Below are 15801 nucleotides of genomic sequence, written 5' to 3'. Positions count from 1 at the left end.
CTCGTCGCCCGCGCGCAGCGCCCGCACCGCGGCAGCGATCATGGACGCGTCGGCGGCGTCCGGGCGCAACCGGACGATCTCCGCGGTCGGCGGCGGGTCGGCGCGCTGGGCGTCCGGCCGGGTCACGATCACGCCGCCGCCGGGGGACTCGGCGACCGGCGCGAGGCCCAGCGACCGCAGCCCCTCCAGCAGCTCGCTCCGGTGCAGCCCGGACGCCAGCACGGTCGGCGCGAGCCGGTGCAGCCGCAGCGGGTCGGCGCGCCGGTCGGCGAGGATCTCGTCGAGGGTGGCGGCGGAGTCGGTCCGCACGTAGGAGGCGAGCGAGCCGACGCGCAGGTGCCCGTGCCGCCGGGCCACGTCGTCGATCAGGTAGGTCAGCGGCTGCGGCAGCGGCGTCGCCGAGTGCCGGGTGAGCAGGTCCGTCACGTCCGCGGCGGTGCGGCCCGCGTCCAGCGCGCGGCGCACCGACCCGGGCGTGAACCGGTAGACGGTCGCGCCGCCGGTGGACTCCACGTCGGCGACCAGCGCCAGCTCCCGGGCCAGCTCGGTGATCAGCGGGCCCGGCGCGATCGCGGTCAGGTCGGCCTGGATGACGATCTGCTCGACCGGGGTGGGGAGGTACTTCTCCAGGACCGGCTCCGGGTCGTCGCCGGCCAGCAGGTCGCGGGCGAACGGCGCCAGCTCGCCGAACCCGGTGAGGCCGAGCACCGCCGCCTCGCGCAGCGCCCAGCCGAGCAGCCGGTCGCGGGCCGCCCCGCCGCGCCTCGGCCGCAGCCACGCCACCCGGGTGCGCAGCGCGTCGGCGTCGACCACCACGCCGGGCTCCGCGCCCGCCAGCACCTCCAGGGCCGCCCGGCGGACGGACGGCGCGCCGCCCCGCACCATCGCCTCGCTCAGCGCGTTGATCAGCCGGTCCCGGTCGTCGCGTTCCCCGGCGAGCCCGGCGGCGCGGTCGGACTTCAGCCAGCCGCGCGCCAGCTCCGTCCAGCGGCCGGCGGTGTCGCGCATCAGCCACAGGTCGTAGGCGGGGGTCGGCAGCCACTCGCCGTCCAGGTCACCGCTGCGGGTCAGCAGGCCCGCCGCGTACGCGACCTCGGCCAGCAGCGCGGCCTTCCATTCCGGGACGTCCAGCAGCGTCGCCGCCGCCCGGAGGTCGCGCACCGCGAGGCCGCCGCTGCGCAGCACCGGCGGCGGCTCCAGCCCCCACCGCTCCAGCAGTTCCTCGACGAGCCGCACCGCGCCGGCCGCCTCGCCCGCCGCGGCGCGGACGACCCTGTCCGCGCGTCGCCGCGCGGCCTCGGGGGCATCCAGCCCGGCGCCGTCTCGCGAGGCGACCGGCGGGGCGAGCGGCGGGGGCTGGGCGGTGACGTCCCGGAACAGGCGTCCGTCGCGCAGGTGGAGCGCCACCTCACGGGGCAGGGTGACGGTCCGGTCGTCCTCGGCGGCGAGGAGACCGCGGGCGAGGAGGCGTTCGATGGGCGTGGTGGCGGTGTCCACCCGCACCGGGCGGCGCGCGTCGGCGACGCGGCCGACGGGCGGTCCCCAGGCGAGCTGGTCGAGCGCGGCGCGGGCCTCCGGGCCGGCGTCGTCCAGCAGCGGCGCGGGGTCGGCGAGCAGCTCGGCCAGCCGGCGCGCCAGCCGGGACGCGTCGGGGAAGCCGCGCGGCTCCTCGCCGCCCTGCAGATCGGTGACCAGCGCCGTGAGCCGCTCCACCGGGTAGGACGCGAAGACCTCCCGGGCGGGCGGCCCGAGGCCCGCCGGGTACGGCAGGCCCTGCCGGACTCCGGGCGCGGGGATCGGCGCGTCCTCGCCCCAGGCGAGCCCGTGCCGGCACAGCCGCGCGGTCGCCGCGGCGACGTCGGCGGCGGCCGCGCCGAGGGCGGTGGCGAGCACGTCCGTCCCGGCGGGCGGCGGGAGGACGAGCAGCGCCTCCAGCAGGGCGAGCGTGAACCGGTCGAGCCGGTCGAGGGCCCGGGAGACGGCGGCGGGCGTCGCGGCGCGCGCGGCGAGCGCGGTCAGGTCGGCGGGGACGGGCGCGAGCAGCTCGGGGCGCGCGGCCAGCAGCGCGCGCAGGTCGTCGTCGCCCCGGGCGCGCAGCCAGTCCGCGTACGTTTCCATGCCGTTCCCCAACCTTAGGCGGCCCGCACCGTCCGTCGCCCGGGCCCCCTCAGCGTAGGAGGCCGCCGGGTGTGACCGGGCCGGAGCGCCGCCGGAGGACGACCCGGTGGCGGCGCCGGGAGGTCACGGCGCGGGGGCGCGTTCCACGCCGATCAGGCCCGAGTTCGTCAGGCCCAGGCCGAGCCGCGCCCAGGCGTGCACGAAGCGCGTCTCGTCGATGCGCCTCGGCGGCTCGTGCAGCGACTCGTTGGTCAGCCAGTAGTTGACGACGGCGCCGCCGAGGATGGACGCGATCGCCGGCCAGTCCTCGTCGGCGCCCGCGAGCTCGGGCTGCGCCGCGAGCCAGGCCGCGATCCCGTCGTACAGCGGGTTCACGATGCCCTCGCGCATCTCGGCCACCAGGTGCGGGAACCGGTCGAGATCGCGGAACAGGACGCGGATCAGGTCCTGCTCCTCGCGCATCTTCGCCAGCCCGGCCTGGCACAGCATCCGCAGCCGGACCTCCAGCGGCCGGCCGGCGAAGGTGGTGGCCTGCTCCAGCAGGTCCTGGATCTGCCGCCGCGTCCGGTCGATGTGCCCGCGGACGGCGGCGGCGAGCACCTCCTCCTTGGACCGGAAGTGCCGGTACAGGCCGCCCGCGCCGGGGGAGAGCCCGGCGGCGGCCTCGATCTCCGCGACCGAGGTCGCGGCGTAGCCGCGGTCGGCGAACAGCCGGAGCGACTCCGCCACGATCCGCTCACGCGTCGATGTCGTCATGGTGATGAGATCCTCCGCGAGAACAGTAGGGCATCGCCGACCTGCGGGACCCCGGCCGCCGACCCGGCACGCCCGAAATCGCGATCTGGCTCCTCCCGGCCCGGGTGCGACTAGAGTTCTGTGCTCCGCGCCCCGTCGCCGGAAGGGGCGTCCCCGGGAAGGGTCGACGATGTTCGTATCTCCGCGGAAGGCGGGCCAGGGGGCCTTCCTCCCCGAGGAGTTCGTGGTCCCCACGCTGGTCGCCGGGCCCCGCTTCCAGATCCGCCCGATCACGGTGCACGACGTGGTCAAGGACTACGGGGCGGTGATCGGCAGCCTGGACCGGCTGGCCGGGCGGTTCGGCCCCGAGTGGGGCTGGCCCGACCGCGAGTTCACCTTCGAGCAGGCCCTGATCGACGTCGCCTGGCTGCAGAAGGAGGGCCAGCTGCGGCGCTCGTTCAGCTACGTCGTCATCACCCCGGACGGGGAGCGCCAGATCGGCCGCATCCACGTCGCGCCCTCCGAGGACTCGGACGTCGACGCGGTGGTGGTGTTCTGGGTGCGCGCGGACGAGGAGAACTCCGCGCTGGAGAAGGAGCTGGAGGAGTTCGTCCGGACCTGGGCCACGACGGCGTGGCCGTTCGAGGCGGTCCGCTTCCCGGGCCGCGAGGGCGGCTGACCGGCGGACCGGTGCCCCGGCGCGGCATCCGGCGCAGGTGAGAGTTGGCTGACCCGGCGGATAGGAGAGGCTGCCGGTCGTCATAGGCCGCGACGAGATCGTCCTTTGGCCGGGAGTGGCTCATTCGAGGCCCGCGCTTTTCCGGACCCGGTGGTTCGTGGCAGGGGCCCCGGGTATATCCGGACCACGGGCGGCTGTTCCGGACGACCGGGCATACCAGTTTCGGTCGATGACAAACCCGGCGGTTCCCGCGAGAAAAGGTTCCCGCGCTCTCCTACTCGGATCCCGTCGCATCGCCACTACCAGGGGAGCGCGGGTTCTCGCGTGCCCGGACCCCACCACGCGGCGACGGCGGGCCCACGCCCCTTCCCCGTGTACAGGCTTCCCGTGCCCCGGCGCGCCCACCCCGCGTGGAGTCCCCGCCCGGCCCGCCCTCTACCCTGTGGGACGTGCCAGACCTCGACTCGTCCGAAACACCCGGAAACGGCTCCGGGCTCGCGGTCGGCTTCGACCTCGACCTGACCCTGGCCGACACCCGCGCCGGGATCGGCGCCGTCTACGCGGCCCTGGCCGCCGAGACCGGCGTGCCGATCGACACCGCCCAGGTCGTCGCGCGGATCGGGCCGCCGCTGGAGGAGGAACTGGCCTACTGGTTCCCCGCCGGCGAGGTGCCCGTGATGGCGGCCCGCTACCGGACGATCTACGCCGACATCGCCGTCCCCGCGACCGTCGCCATGCCCGGCGCCGTCGCGGCGCTGGAGGCGGTGCGCGCCCGCGGCGGCCGGATCATCGTGGTCTCCGGGAAGAACCAGGCCGACACCGAGCGCACCGTCCGCCACCTCGGCCTGGAGGTGGACGAGGTCGTCGGCGGCCTCTTCGGCGCCGACAAGGGCGTGGCGCTGCGCGCGCACGGCGCCCGCGCCTACATCGGCGACCACACGGGCGACGTGGACGCCGCGCGGGCGGCCTCGGCGGTCGCGGTGGCGGTCGCGACCGGCTCGTTCGACTCCGCGGCGCTCACGGCCTACGGCGCCGACGTCGTCCTGCCCGACCTGCTGCCTTTCCCGGGTTGGCTGGGCGAATTCGCCGCGTGACCTCCCGGGCGTCCGCGGATGATGCCGGATGGCGTTATTGGGATGCCGGGGACAACTGTTCGGGATAGCTTCAGTCCGTTGGCCCGCGGGCCCCACGGGCGTCACCGCCGTGTTCACCGGCTCGCGGTGAGGCACTAATCTTGGGGCCAATTCAGGACGATGACAAGACGAGGTCTCCCGTGCCGACTGGCAAGGTCAAGTGGTACGACTCCGACAAGGGATTCGGCTTCCTCACCCGTGACGACGGGGGCGAGGTCTTCGTGCATTCCTCCGCCCTTCCGGGCGGGGTGACGACGCTCAAGCCCGGCCAGCGGATCGAGTTCGGCGTGGTCGAGGGCCGGCGCGGCCAGCAGGCGCTGTCGGTGCGGATCCTCGACACCCTGCCGTCGGTCGAGAAGACCATCGCCAAGCAGCGCCGCAAGAAGCCCGACGAGATGGTCCTCATCACCGAGGACCTCATCAAGCTGCTGGACGGGATCTCCAACACCTACCGCCGGGGCAAGCACCCGGCCCCGGCCGAGGCGAAGAAGATCGCGACGGTGCTCCGGGCGGTCGCCGACGACCTCAGCGGTCCCTGAGCCGAGCGCGGCCGGGCGGCCCGCCGCGGCCGGTCGCGGACCGGGGGCCGGGTCAGGCGCGGACCTCCGGTTGCGCGTCGGCGACCGGGGGGCGGGGCCGGTGCTCGCGGTGCCGCCCGCGCGCGTGCCGCGACAGCAGCAGCGCCAGCGCGAGTGCCAGGACGGCCGCCACGGCCGCCATCGCGACCCGCCCGTCCGCGATGATCGACATGCCGAGGCCGAGCAGCCCGCCGATCACCCAGACGAGCTGGTGCAGGGTCTCGGAGACCGCGAACGTCGACGAGCGCATCTCCTCGCCGATCTCGCGCTGGACGACCGCGTCCATCGAGAGCTTGCCGAGGGACTGGCCGAGCCCCGCCGCCGTCGCCACCACCAGCGCGGCCCACAGCCCGAAGAACGCGGCGCTGGCCGCGGTGACCAGCGTGATCGACGCCAGTGTCGCCGAGACGATGAGCCGGGGGGCGCGCGACCGCATCCAAGCGCCGAGCGCGGTGCCGATCAGACCGCCCGCGCCGGCGCAGGCGGCCAGCAGGCCGAGCGCGACGTTGTGGGACACCGGATCGAACCGCTCCTGGCGCAGCAGGAACGCCAGGTAGAGGATCAGGAAACCGGAGAACGCCCGCAGGACGGCGTTCGCGAGCATCGCCTCGGCCACGACCGGCCCCACGCGGGGGAGCGTCCGCCAGTGCTTGCGCGGCGTGCCGGGCCCGGCCGCGCCCGGGAGGGCCGCGTCCGGAACGGGGCCCTCCTGCTCGGCGTCGGGCGTGTCGGTGTGCCGGGGCAGCCGCATGGGGAACACCACGCCCAGCAGGAACACGACCGTGGCGACGCGCAGCGCCCAGTCGGCGCCGGCGAACGCGACCAGCCCGGCCCCCGCGGGCGCGACGGCCGACGCGGCGATCAGCCCGGCGAAGGAGGCCCGCGCGTTCGCCGTGACCAGGGTGATCTCGCCGGGCAGCACCCGGGGCGTCACCGCGGCGCGCAGGATGCCGAACGCCTTGGACAGCACCAGCACCCCGAACGCCGCGGGCAGGAAGGTGACCTGGTCGCCGTGCAGCACGGCCCCGGCCATCGCCCAGCACAGCAGCCCGCGGGTGACGAAGGTGGCGGCGATGGCGTACCGGCGGGCGTGCCGCGTGCGGTCCAGCACCGGGCCGATCAGCGGCGCGACCAGCGCGAACGGCGCCATCGTCACGAGCAGGTACAGGGCGACCTGGCCGCGCGCCTGGTGGACGTCCAGGCCGAAGAACAGCGTTCCGGCCAGCGCGACCGTGACCAGCGCGTCGCCGGCGGAGTTGATCGCCGACGCCTCGATGAGGTTGCCGAGCCCGCTGCGGCCGGCGCCGTCCGCGTGCGTGACGCGCCGGGTCAGCCGGCACGTCCGCCACACGGCCGAGCCGGTGCCGCGGAGCGCGCGCCGCGCGCCGCCGGCCCCGGCTCGGACGGACCGTCCGAACGGGTGGGCACGAGCCCCTTGGTCCATGCGCCTCGATCTCTCCTCGGTATGGTCGTCCGCGAGCGCGGCGGGGTACGGCCGCCGGAGTGGCTCAACTGAGGGTACGTTCCCTTCCTGATGTCCGGCTCACCTCCGCTTTCCCGACCGTCCACGCGCCTTCCGGCACTTCGGGCAGGTGAAGTGCCCGGCCACGTCCTTCCATGGGCGAGAATTGACATGTGAGCTCAACGCGCCAGCCCAGCACCGCACGATCCGCCACCGCGCGCACCGCCTCCGGGACCGCCCGCCGGTCCCGTACCCCGGCCGTCGACGCCGCCTGCGCCGAGGCGGTGGACCTGGCCCGCGCCGCCGCCGAGGACACGGCCCGGCCCGTGCCGGTCGGTGAGCACCTCGGGCTGCGGGCCGAAGGTGACCGGGTGGTCACGCACGATTTCGCCTCCCTCGACCCCGCCTACCGCGGCTGGCGCTGGGCGGTCACGGTCACCCGAGCGTCCCGCGCCAAGGTCGTCACGGTCAGCGAGGTCGTGCTGCTGCCCGGCGAGGACGCCCTGCTCGCGCCGACGTGGGTGCCGTGGCTGGACCGGCTGCGCCCCGGCGACCTCGGCCCCGGCGACCTGCTGCCGACCGCGCCCGACGACGTCCGGCTCGCGCCCGGCTACACCGACGCCGGCGAGTCGGCCGACCGGGAGGCGGACTGGGAGCCCGGCCTCGGCCGGGTGCGGGTGCTCTCGCGGGAGGGGCGGGACGAGGCGGCCGCGCGCTGGTACGACGGCACCGCAGGCCCCCGCGCGCCGATCGCGGCGTCCGCGCCCGCGCAGTGCTCCACCTGCGGGTTCTTCGTGGCGCTGGCCGGTGAGCTGCGGCAGGTGTTCGGCGTGTGCGCCAACGAGTACGCGCCCGACGACGGCCGCGTCGTGTCCGCCGACCACGGGTGCGGCGCCCACTCCGAGGCCGTGTCGCTGCCCGCGGCGTCCGAGCACAACCCGCCGGTGATCGACGAGCTCGGCTACGACGTCGTCCCGGCCGGCGCCGCCGCGGAGGACGCCGAGGCCCAGGACGAAGAGGCCCTCGGCCACAGCTGATCATCGCTCCCGCCATGACGCCCACCACCGGCGCACCCGACCCGTCCGACCCGTTCGGCACGCGCGACCTGCGGGAGCGGGTCCTGCGCGCCTGGGACGCCTCGCCCGCGCGGTTCCGCGAGGACGCCAACGCCGAGGAGGACCACGCCCTCGGCGGCTACCGCGACCGCGTCGTGATCGAGCTGGCCCAGAACGCCGCCGACGCGGCGCTGCGCGCGGCCGTCCCCGGACGGCTCCGCCTCACCCTGCGCACCGGCCCCGGGGGCGCCGTGCTGACGGCCGCCAACCGCGGGGCCGCGCTCGACGCCGCCGGAGTCGAGGCGTTGTCCACGCTGCGGGCCTCGGCCAAACGGGACGACGCCGGGGCGACCGGCCGGTTCGGCGTCGGGTTCGCCGCGGTCGTCGCCGTCAGCGACGCCCCGGCCATCGCGTCCGCGGGCGGGGGCGTGGAGTGGTCGGCGGAACGGGCGCGCGGGCTCGCCGAGGGCGTTCCCGGGCTGGCCGGAGAGCTCGCCCGGCGCGCCGGGCACGTCCCGCTGCTGCGCCTGCCCTTCGCCCTTCCTCCCGATGGGCTGCCGGAGATCCCCGCCGGTTTCGACACCGTCGTCCGGCTGCCCTTGAGGGAGGGGACGTACGACACCGTCAGGGAGCAGATGGAGCAGGTGGGGCCCGCCCTGCTGCTCGCCTTGCCCGCGCTGGAGTCCGTGGAGATCGACGTCGACGGAGACGTGCGGACGGTCACCGCCGTGCGGAGCGCTCCGGACGAGGTGACGATCGACGGGTCCGTCTGGCACACGGCGGAGGCGCACGGGACGGTGCCGCCCGAGCTGCTGGCCGACCGCCCGGTGGAGGAGCGCGCCCGCCCGCTCTGGCAGGTGCGATGGGCCCTGCCCGAGGACGGGTGGCCCGCCGGGACGCCCGCCGTGGTGCACGCCCCCACGCCCAGCGACGAGCGCCTCGACCTGCCCGCGCTGCTCATCGCCTCGTTCCCGCTCGCCCCGGACAGGCGCCACGTCGCCCCTGGGCCGCTCACCGACTTCCTGGTGGAGCGGGCCGCCGAGACCTACGAGGCGCTGCTGCGGGCCCGTCCCGTGTCGCCACGACTGCTCGACCTGGTCCCGGGACCCGTCGGCGCCGGAGAACTCGACGTACGGCTGCGGCGCGCCGTCCTCGCCCGTCTGCCGGAGGCGCCGCTCCTGCCCGGACCCACCGGCCCGGACGGAGAGGAGGTCCGGGTGCGGGGCCGCGACGCCGTCGCGGTGGACGCGCCCGCCGCCTTCGTCGACCTGCTGGCGGGCCATGGCGGAGACGGCGGCGGAGGCGGCGGGCCCGCCGACGCGCTCGGCGGCGGCCTGGACGGCCCGGTTCTCGCCGGCCTGCTGCCGCCCGGATGGCCCGCGCGCAGCCCGGTGCTCGCCGCGCTCGGCGTCCGCCGGGTCGAGCTTGCGGACATCATCGACGAGCTGGCCGCTGTGGACCGGGAGCCGCGATGGTGGCATCGGGTGTACGAGGCGCTCGGCGGAGCCGCCACAGACGCTCTGGGCGCCCTCCCGGTGCCACTGGTGGCGCGCGAGGACCCCTATCGGGCTCCTGAGGCCGCCGGGGTCCGCGTGGTGCGCGGGCCGCGCGGGCTCCTGATCGCCGACGGCGTCGACCCGGCGGGCCTGGACGTGCTCGGGCTGCGGTTCGTCCACCCCGACGCCGTGCACCCGCTGCTGGTGCGGCTCGGCGCGGTCGAGGCGGGGCCGCGCGCCGTCCTCGCCGACCCCGCCGTGCGCGCCGCCGTCGAGGACTCGTTCGACGCCGACGACCCCGACGCCGTCGCCGCGGCCGTGCTCGGCCTGGTCGCGGCGGCCCGGCCCGACCCCGGCGCGGAGCCGTGGCCGGCCGACCTCGCGCTGCCCGGCGCCGACGGCGACCTCTACCCGGCCGGAGAGCTGCTGCTCCCCGGGAGCCCGCTGCGCGCGATCATGGCGGCGGACGCGCCGTTCGGCGTGGCGGACGAGGCCCTCGTCGAGCGGTGGGGCACCGAGACCCTGGCCGCCGCCGGGGTCCTGGACGGGTTCGCGCTCGCCCGCGGCGAGGACGTCGGCCTGGCCGCCCTCGCCGACGGCGCCGAGACCCTCCACCTCGACGGCGAGGAGGAGTGGGCCGAGGACGCCCTCGCCCGGATCGGCCCGCGAGACCTGCCGCCGCTGGTCCCCGAGCTGCGGGCCGTCCGCGACCTGGAGCTGGTCGAGGACTGGCCGGCGGCGCTGCGGCTGCTCGTGCGGCCGCCCTGGCGCGCGGCGATCACCGAGCCCGCCCATGTGGCCCTCCAGGACGGGCGGCGCGCCGCCGTCCCCTCGTACACGGCGTGGTGGCTGGGCCGCCATCCGGTTCTGGACGGGCGGAGGCCGGGCGAGCTCCGCCTCGCCCGGCACGACCCGGGCCCGCTGGACGGGCTGTACGACACCGCTCCGGAGGGTTTCGACGAGCATCTTCTGCTCGCTCTGGGTGTCCGCACGTCACTGGAGGACCTCCTGGACGAGCCGGGCGGCGCCCAGGAACTGCTCGACCGCCTGGGTGACCCCGCCCGAACCGTTGCGCGCGCGCAGCTCGGCGACCTGTGGACAGCCCTCGCCGACGCCCCCGGCCTCACTGTGGATCCGCCCGACCGGGTCCGGGCGGTCGTCGATGGAGAGGTGGAGGTCGCGGACGCGGCGGACGTGCTCGTCCTGGACAGCCCTGACCTGCTTCCCCTTTTGACCGGCCAGCCCCTCGTCATCGCCGCGCAGGGACGGAGCGTGCGGCTCGCCGAACTCCTGGATCTTTCACTGGCCGGTGACGAGATCCCGGGCGATGTCGAGTCGGTGGGGGAGAAGCGGGTCGTTCCGCCGGTCGTCCACGCGGTCCTGCCGGACGCTCCGGACACCTACCTGGCGCATGACCCGCTGATCGTGGACGGTCAGGCCGTCTCCTGGTGGACGGGCGACGGCCAGGTGCACGCGAGCGGTGCCGCGGGTCTGGCGCGGGCCCTCGCCTGGACGGCGGGTGCCTGGGCGGACCGGCTCCTGGTCGAGGCGGTCCTGCGCGATCCGGGCTCCCTCGCCGTCGTGCTGGCCGAGTCCGACCTGGAGCCCTGACCGTTCAGCGGCCGTCCGCCGCGGGCCCCGAGGCGGGCCGGGCACCGGGCTCCGGAGCCCGCGCCGTGGATTCCGGCGCGTCCTCCCCGGTGTGATCCGTGGCATGATCCGCGCCGTTCTCGGCGCCGCCGGACTCGGCGGCCCGTCCGGCGGCGCGCTCGGTCTCCAGGCGCTCGCGGCCCGCCTGGAGCCGCGGCGTGTACCAGGTGCCGAACAGCCCGATCATGATTCCCGCGACGCACACCCACAGCCACCAGCGGTCGCCCGAGGGCGGGCCGACGATCAGCAGGACGACCAGCGCGACCCCCCACGCGGCGGTGCCCGCGGCCGCGACGAGGACGTCGTTGCTGCGCATCGGCGGCGGGTCGGGGCGGCGGGCTCGGGTCATGCGCCCAGGTTACGCGCCGGGGCCGCCCGGACCGGAGCGGGGCAGGCCGCCGGTGACCATGGAGATGACCAACTGGTGGCTCGTCCCCAGGTTCCCTCGGACCGGCCGAGCGCGGCGTGCCCGATCCGTTCCGACGGCTCCTCCAGGACTCGTATGGTCATCATCAGTCGCAACTCGGCCAGGTTGCGGACATGCTTGTACAGGGAGGGCGTCGCGACCCTCGGCGTCCACGATCGGGCGTGGAAGCATGGACAGTGGGAGAGCGATGACCATGACGACGACACCGACCGGAGGCCCCGCGCCCTCCACCCCCGGCCTCGCCGAGGAGCTGCGCATCTCGATCGCCAGGCTGTCGCGGCGGCTGCGCACCCTGCGTCCCGCGGCGTCCGACGGCCCCGGGCCGCTCACCCTCACCCAGTTCGCCGCGCTCGCCGCCATCTCGCAGCACGGCTCGATGACCCCGCGCGAGCTGGCCGACCACGAGAAGGTGCAGCCGCCCTCGATGACCCGCGTCATCGCCTTCCTGGAGGCCCGCGGCTTCGTCGCCCGCAGCCCGCACCCCACCGACGGCCGCCAGGCCGTCCTGAGCGTCACCGTCGCGGGCGCGGCCTTCCTCCGCGAGGAGCGCCGCCGCAAGGAGGCGTGGCTGTCGTGCCGCCTTGGCGAGCTCACCGAGGCCGAGCGCGAGATCCTCGGCCGGGCCGCCCCGATCATCGACAAGCTCAGCCGTTCATAAGCGCGCCGCGAGCGCCGCGGGGGACGGTCGTGCGGACAGGTGTTCCCCGCGGCGGACGCCGGAGACGGCATGCCTGACCTGGGGTATGGGGTGCTGAAATGGTCGTTCGCCGTCCTCTGTGATGGATCATCGCGGTTGCCGGAATGCGTGGAGCGTGATTATCGTTAGCCTTGGTAATGACTTCTGCTAACGATGAGGTCCGATGACTCGGACGGGGCCGCGGCGCGCGGGCCCCAGGGCGCACGACCGGCCCCCGCGGGCCGCCGTTACTCTCCCGCCCGTCCCCCACAGCACGCGCGCATCTGAGGCCCCTGGAGCGCACCCAGTGTCTGGAACGGTTCATCCCGTCGCGGCCGAACCGGCCGCCGGCGACCCCGAACCCGCCCGCGTCCACGCCACCTCCCCCCGCTTCGCCGCCACCGACCCCCCGGCCCCCGCCCCCGGCTCCCCCGCCCCCGACTCCCCGGTCCTCGCCCCTCCGCCCCCTGGGACGGGGACGCCCGACGCCCAGACCCCCGCCGTCCCTCCCTCCGACACGCAGCCTTCGGACACGCAGCCCTCGGACACGCAGCCCTCGGATCCCTCGCCTTCCGATCCGCCGGAGCCGGCCGGGCGCGGCGGAATGTTCCGGTCGCTGCGGACACGGAACTACCGGCTGTTCGCAATCGGGTCGGTGGTGTCCAACACCGGGACATGGATGCAACGCGTGGCGCAGGACTGGCTCGTCCTGGACCTCGCCCACGGCAGCGGCCTGGCCCTGGGGATCACGACCGGCCTGCAGTTCCTGCCGCTCCTGCTGTTCGGGCTGTGGGGCGGCGTCCTCGCCGACCGCTACCCCAAGCGGCGGGTCCTCGCGGTCACGCAGAGCTCGGCGGGCGCGCTCGCGCTGATCCTGGGCGTGCTCGCGATGACCGGGCAGGCGCAGGTCTGGCACGTGTACCTGCTGGCGTTCGGGCTGGGGCTCGCGACCGCGGTCGACAACCCCGTCCGCCAGGTGTTCGTGATCGAGATGGTCGGCCGGCGGGACCTGCCCAACGCGATCGCGCTGAACAGCGCCACCTTCAACGGCGCGCGGCTGGTCGGGCCCGCCGTCGCGGGCGTGCTGATCGCCGCGCTCGGCACCGGGCCCGTCTTCCTGCTGAACGCGGCGTCGTACGGCGCGGTGCTGTTCGGGCTCTACGCCATGCGGCCCGCCGAGCTCTTCCCCGTGGAGCCGGTGAAACGCGCCAAGGGCCAGCTCGTCGAGGGGCTGAAGTACGTCCGCGCCCGGCGCGACCTGGTCCTCGTGCTGGTGCTCGTCGGGTTCGTCGCGACGTTCGGCATGAACTTCCCGACCACGATCGCGCTCATGTCCAAGCACGTCTTCCACACCGGCGCGACCTCGTTCGGGCTGGCCTCCAGCATGCTGGCGCTGGGCGCGCTCACCGGGGCGCTGCTGGCGGCGCGCCGGGTGGCCCGGCCCCGGATGAGGCTGCTGGTCGTCGCGGCGATGACGTTCGGGGTACTGGAGATCGCGACCGGGCTGATGCCGGCGTTCTGGTCGTTCCTGGTGCTGCTGGTGCCGACCGGCATCGCGATGATGACGCTGACCACGGCCGCGAACGCGCTGCTCCAGCTGAGCGTCGCGCCGGAGATGCGGGGCCGCGTGATGGGCCTCTACATGTTCGTGATCCTCGGGACGAACCCGCTCGGCGCGCCCACCATCGGCTGGATGGCCGAGCAGTTCGGGGCACGGTCGACGATCCTCGTCGGCGGACTGGTGGCCGTGGTCACCACGCTGGTGGTGACTGTGCTGGCGGTGCCGCGCGGCGCGCTCGGCCAGACGCTCGACGGCGCGGTCGGCGGGGCGCTGGCGCGGGCCCGCCGCGTCCGCGGCGTGGCCGGAGGGTAAGGGCGTGCGTCCGGGCCCGGTCCGCGTGACAACCGGTGCGGTCGGCTGGAAAGCTGGCCGGGTGGCTCTCCGGACGTTCCCATGAGGCTCTTCGTGGCGCTCGTGCCGCCCCCGGACATCCTGGACGAGCTCGAAGAGGCCGTCCGGCCCTACGCCGACGAGGTGCCCGAGCTGAAGTGGGTCCGGCGTGAACTGCTGCACGTGACGCTGGCGTTCCTCGGCGAGGCGGACGAGCGGACCCTCGGCCGCCTCCTGCCGCGGCTGGAACGGGCCGCCGGCCGGCACGGCCGGCCGTCGCTGTCGCTGGCGGGCGCGGGGGCGTTCCCGGGCAGCGGCGCGCACGCGCGGGTGCTGTGGACGGGCCTGTACGGCGACCGCCGCACGCTGGCCCGGCTCGCCGCGTCCGTCGCCGCGGCGGGGCGGCGGGCCGGGACGCCGCCCGACAAGCACCGGACGTTCCGGCCGCACCTGACCGTGGCGCGGTCCCGGCGGCCGGTCGACGTGCGGCCCCTGCTGGAGCGGCTGTCGGCGTTCGCGGGCGCCCCGTGGACGGCCGACGCCGTCCACCTGGTGCGCAGTCATCTGCCGGGCAGGGAGTACGACCAGGTGACCTATGAGTCGCTGAAGACCTGGTCGCTGCGCTGAGCCCCGCCCCCGTTCCGGCCCCGCTCCCGCCACGGGGACGGGACCGGGCGGCCGGTCACAGCTCCGGCGGCGGGGGCGCGGGACGGTCCGCGTCCGGCGGCCCCCAGGGGACGCCGTGGCGCTCGCACGCGCGGCGCAGCTCGTCCAGGTCGGGCGGGAACGTGACCTGGCGCAGGACCCGCCCCGAGGGGTTCCACACGACCAGCCGCGGCATCCGCTCGGTGGCCTCGTCGATGCCGATGCCGCCGATGCGGTCGCGGGTGAGGTCCCACTCGACCCGGCCGCGCCGGGTGACGACGGCGAGCCCGGCGGGCGACACCCGCAGCTGGGACCGGTTGCGGTCGTACAGCCAGTAGCCGGCCAGGCCCACGAGCAGCCCCGTCGGCGCCGACCAGCTCGCGGTGGCGCCGAACCCGCCGAGGTCGGGGCCGAGCCAGACCGCGCCGACCAGCGCGACGGCCTCGCACAGCAGCACGCTCATCCCGTACGTCCCGGCGCGGGACCGGCGGGTGGCGTCCAAGAGCGTTCCGGGCGCGGTGACCGGGCCGGGCGGCCCGGCGATCACGCCGCCGGGGTCGCCGGGCGCGTCCCCGCCGAAGCCCGTCACCGGCCCGGCCTCGACCGGTACGGGCAGCGGCGTCGTCGCGGTGACGTCGGCCTCGGCCGCCGGGAGGGTGAGCGTGGACACCGCCGCGTGGAACGCGGCGCTCAGGTACGCGTCGTACTCGGCGTCGTTCACCGGCAGCCCGGCGCGGCGCGCGGCCTCCCGCAGGTCGGTGCGCGAGATCCGCAGCGCCGACAGCGGCGCGGCGAAGAACTCGTCGCCGTCGGCGTCGTACAGCCGCACCCACGCGTGCCCGCCGATGGTGAGCAGCTCGATGCCGCCGATGCGGTCCTCGGGCATCTTCAGCACCACGTCGCCCGCGGCGTCGGCCCAGCCGAGCCCGCCGTCGGCCACCACGAGCCGCCCGCCGGGGACCTGCGCGAAGATGTCCGGCAGGCCCTCCAGCCCGTATTCGGGCGTGCGGGGCGCGCGCGCCCCGGGGGTGACCACCCGGTAGCCGTGGTCGTCGAGGGCGTGCGCGAGCTGGAAGCCGTCCAGGCCGTGCGCGGGCAGCCGGGCGAGCAGCTCCAGCCGGTGCCCGAAGGCCAGCGCGGCGAGCTCGGCGCGGCGCGGCTCGCCGGTCAGCGGGTCCAGCCGCAGCCCGGGGCCGACGACGATCGCGGCGACGTCGGCGGAGGCCAGCTCCTGCGGCTCGCGGTGGCCGGGCCGG

General features: G+C 76.0%; 13 protein-coding genes. 8 read left to right on the top strand and 5 right to left on the bottom strand.

Annotation, left to right across the window (positions count from 1 at the left end):
- Both E1291_RS29480 and E1291_RS29475 read right to left on the bottom strand, forming a co-directional pair.
- The coding region (locus E1291_RS29480) for a helicase-associated domain-containing protein (protein WP_131741342.1) at positions 1-2118 on the bottom strand (2118 nt) is incomplete at its 3' end.
- 123 nt (positions 2119-2241) lie between these two features.
- Complete coding sequence (locus E1291_RS29475) at positions 2242-2874, bottom strand: TetR/AcrR family transcriptional regulator (protein WP_165495335.1); 633 nt, start codon at positions 2872-2874, stop codon at positions 2242-2244.
- A gap of 169 nt (positions 2875-3043) precedes the next feature.
- Here E1291_RS29475 and E1291_RS29470 point away from each other — a divergent pair, with 169 nt between their 5' ends.
- From E1291_RS29470 to E1291_RS29460, 3 genes are all read left to right on the top strand, one after another.
- A complete protein-coding gene (locus E1291_RS29470; RefSeq protein WP_131741341.1) occupies positions 3044-3532 on the top strand; it encodes a GNAT family N-acetyltransferase in 489 nt (162 codons plus the stop codon).
- 449 nt (positions 3533-3981) lie between these two features.
- Complete coding sequence (locus E1291_RS29465; protein ID WP_131741340.1) at positions 3982-4626, top strand: HAD family hydrolase; 645 nt, start codon at positions 3982-3984, stop codon at positions 4624-4626.
- A 179-nt stretch (positions 4627-4805) separates the two neighbouring features.
- Positions 4806-5204: a cold-shock protein gene (locus E1291_RS29460; protein WP_131741339.1), complete on the top strand. Its 399-nt coding sequence runs from the start codon at positions 4806-4808 to the stop codon at positions 5202-5204.
- Positions 5205-5256: 52 nt separating this feature from the next.
- Here E1291_RS29460 and E1291_RS29455 read toward each other — a convergent pair whose 3' ends face one another.
- On the bottom strand, positions 5257-6687 hold the full coding sequence (locus E1291_RS29455) for an MFS transporter (protein WP_131741338.1): 1431 nt from the start codon (positions 6685-6687) through the stop codon (positions 5257-5259).
- A 302-nt stretch (positions 6688-6989) separates the two neighbouring features.
- On the opposite strand from E1291_RS29455, the gene E1291_RS29450 reads away from it, so the two are divergent.
- Both E1291_RS29450 and E1291_RS29445 read left to right on the top strand, forming a co-directional pair.
- Positions 6990-7742 (top strand): DUF3027 domain-containing protein, encoded by a 753-nt coding sequence (locus E1291_RS29450; RefSeq protein WP_131741344.1) that lies wholly within the window; start codon positions 6990-6992, stop codon positions 7740-7742.
- A 14-nt stretch (positions 7743-7756) separates the two neighbouring features.
- Positions 7757-10867, top strand: coding sequence for a sacsin N-terminal ATP-binding-like domain-containing protein (locus E1291_RS29445; protein WP_131741337.1), 3111 nt, complete (start codon positions 7757-7759; stop codon positions 10865-10867).
- Positions 10868-10871: 4 nt separating this feature from the next.
- Here E1291_RS29445 and E1291_RS29440 read toward each other — a convergent pair whose 3' ends face one another.
- Entirely contained in the window at positions 10872-11255 is a 384-nt protein-coding gene (locus tag E1291_RS29440) for a DUF2530 domain-containing protein (RefSeq protein WP_131741336.1), read from the bottom strand.
- 271 nt (positions 11256-11526) lie between these two features.
- Between E1291_RS29440 and E1291_RS29430 the strand changes: the two genes are divergently transcribed.
- The 3 genes from E1291_RS29430 to thpR all read left to right on the top strand — a co-directional run bounded on the left by E1291_RS29430 (position 11527) and on the right by thpR (position 14527).
- Complete coding sequence (locus tag E1291_RS29430) at positions 11527-11991, top strand: MarR family transcriptional regulator (protein ID WP_131741335.1); 465 nt, start codon at positions 11527-11529, stop codon at positions 11989-11991.
- A gap of 622 nt (positions 11992-12613) precedes the next feature.
- Positions 12614-13882: an MFS transporter gene (locus tag E1291_RS29425; RefSeq protein ID WP_131741343.1), complete on the top strand. Its 1269-nt coding sequence runs from the start codon at positions 12614-12616 to the stop codon at positions 13880-13882.
- A gap of 81 nt (positions 13883-13963) precedes the next feature.
- Complete coding sequence (gene thpR / locus E1291_RS29420) at positions 13964-14527, top strand: RNA 2',3'-cyclic phosphodiesterase (protein WP_131741334.1); 564 nt, start codon at positions 13964-13966, stop codon at positions 14525-14527.
- Positions 14528-14582: 55 nt separating this feature from the next.
- Here thpR and E1291_RS29415 read toward each other — a convergent pair.
- Positions 14583-15801: protein kinase family protein (locus E1291_RS29415; RefSeq protein ID WP_503108247.1), on the bottom strand; the 1219-nt coding region annotated here is incomplete at its 5' end.

The organism is Actinomadura roseirufa (genome assembly GCF_900659635.1).
Classification (GTDB): domain Bacteria; phylum Actinomycetota; class Actinomycetes; order Streptosporangiales; family Streptosporangiaceae; genus Spirillospora; species Spirillospora roseirufa.
This window is presented reverse-complemented; position numbering and strand designations above follow the sequence as displayed.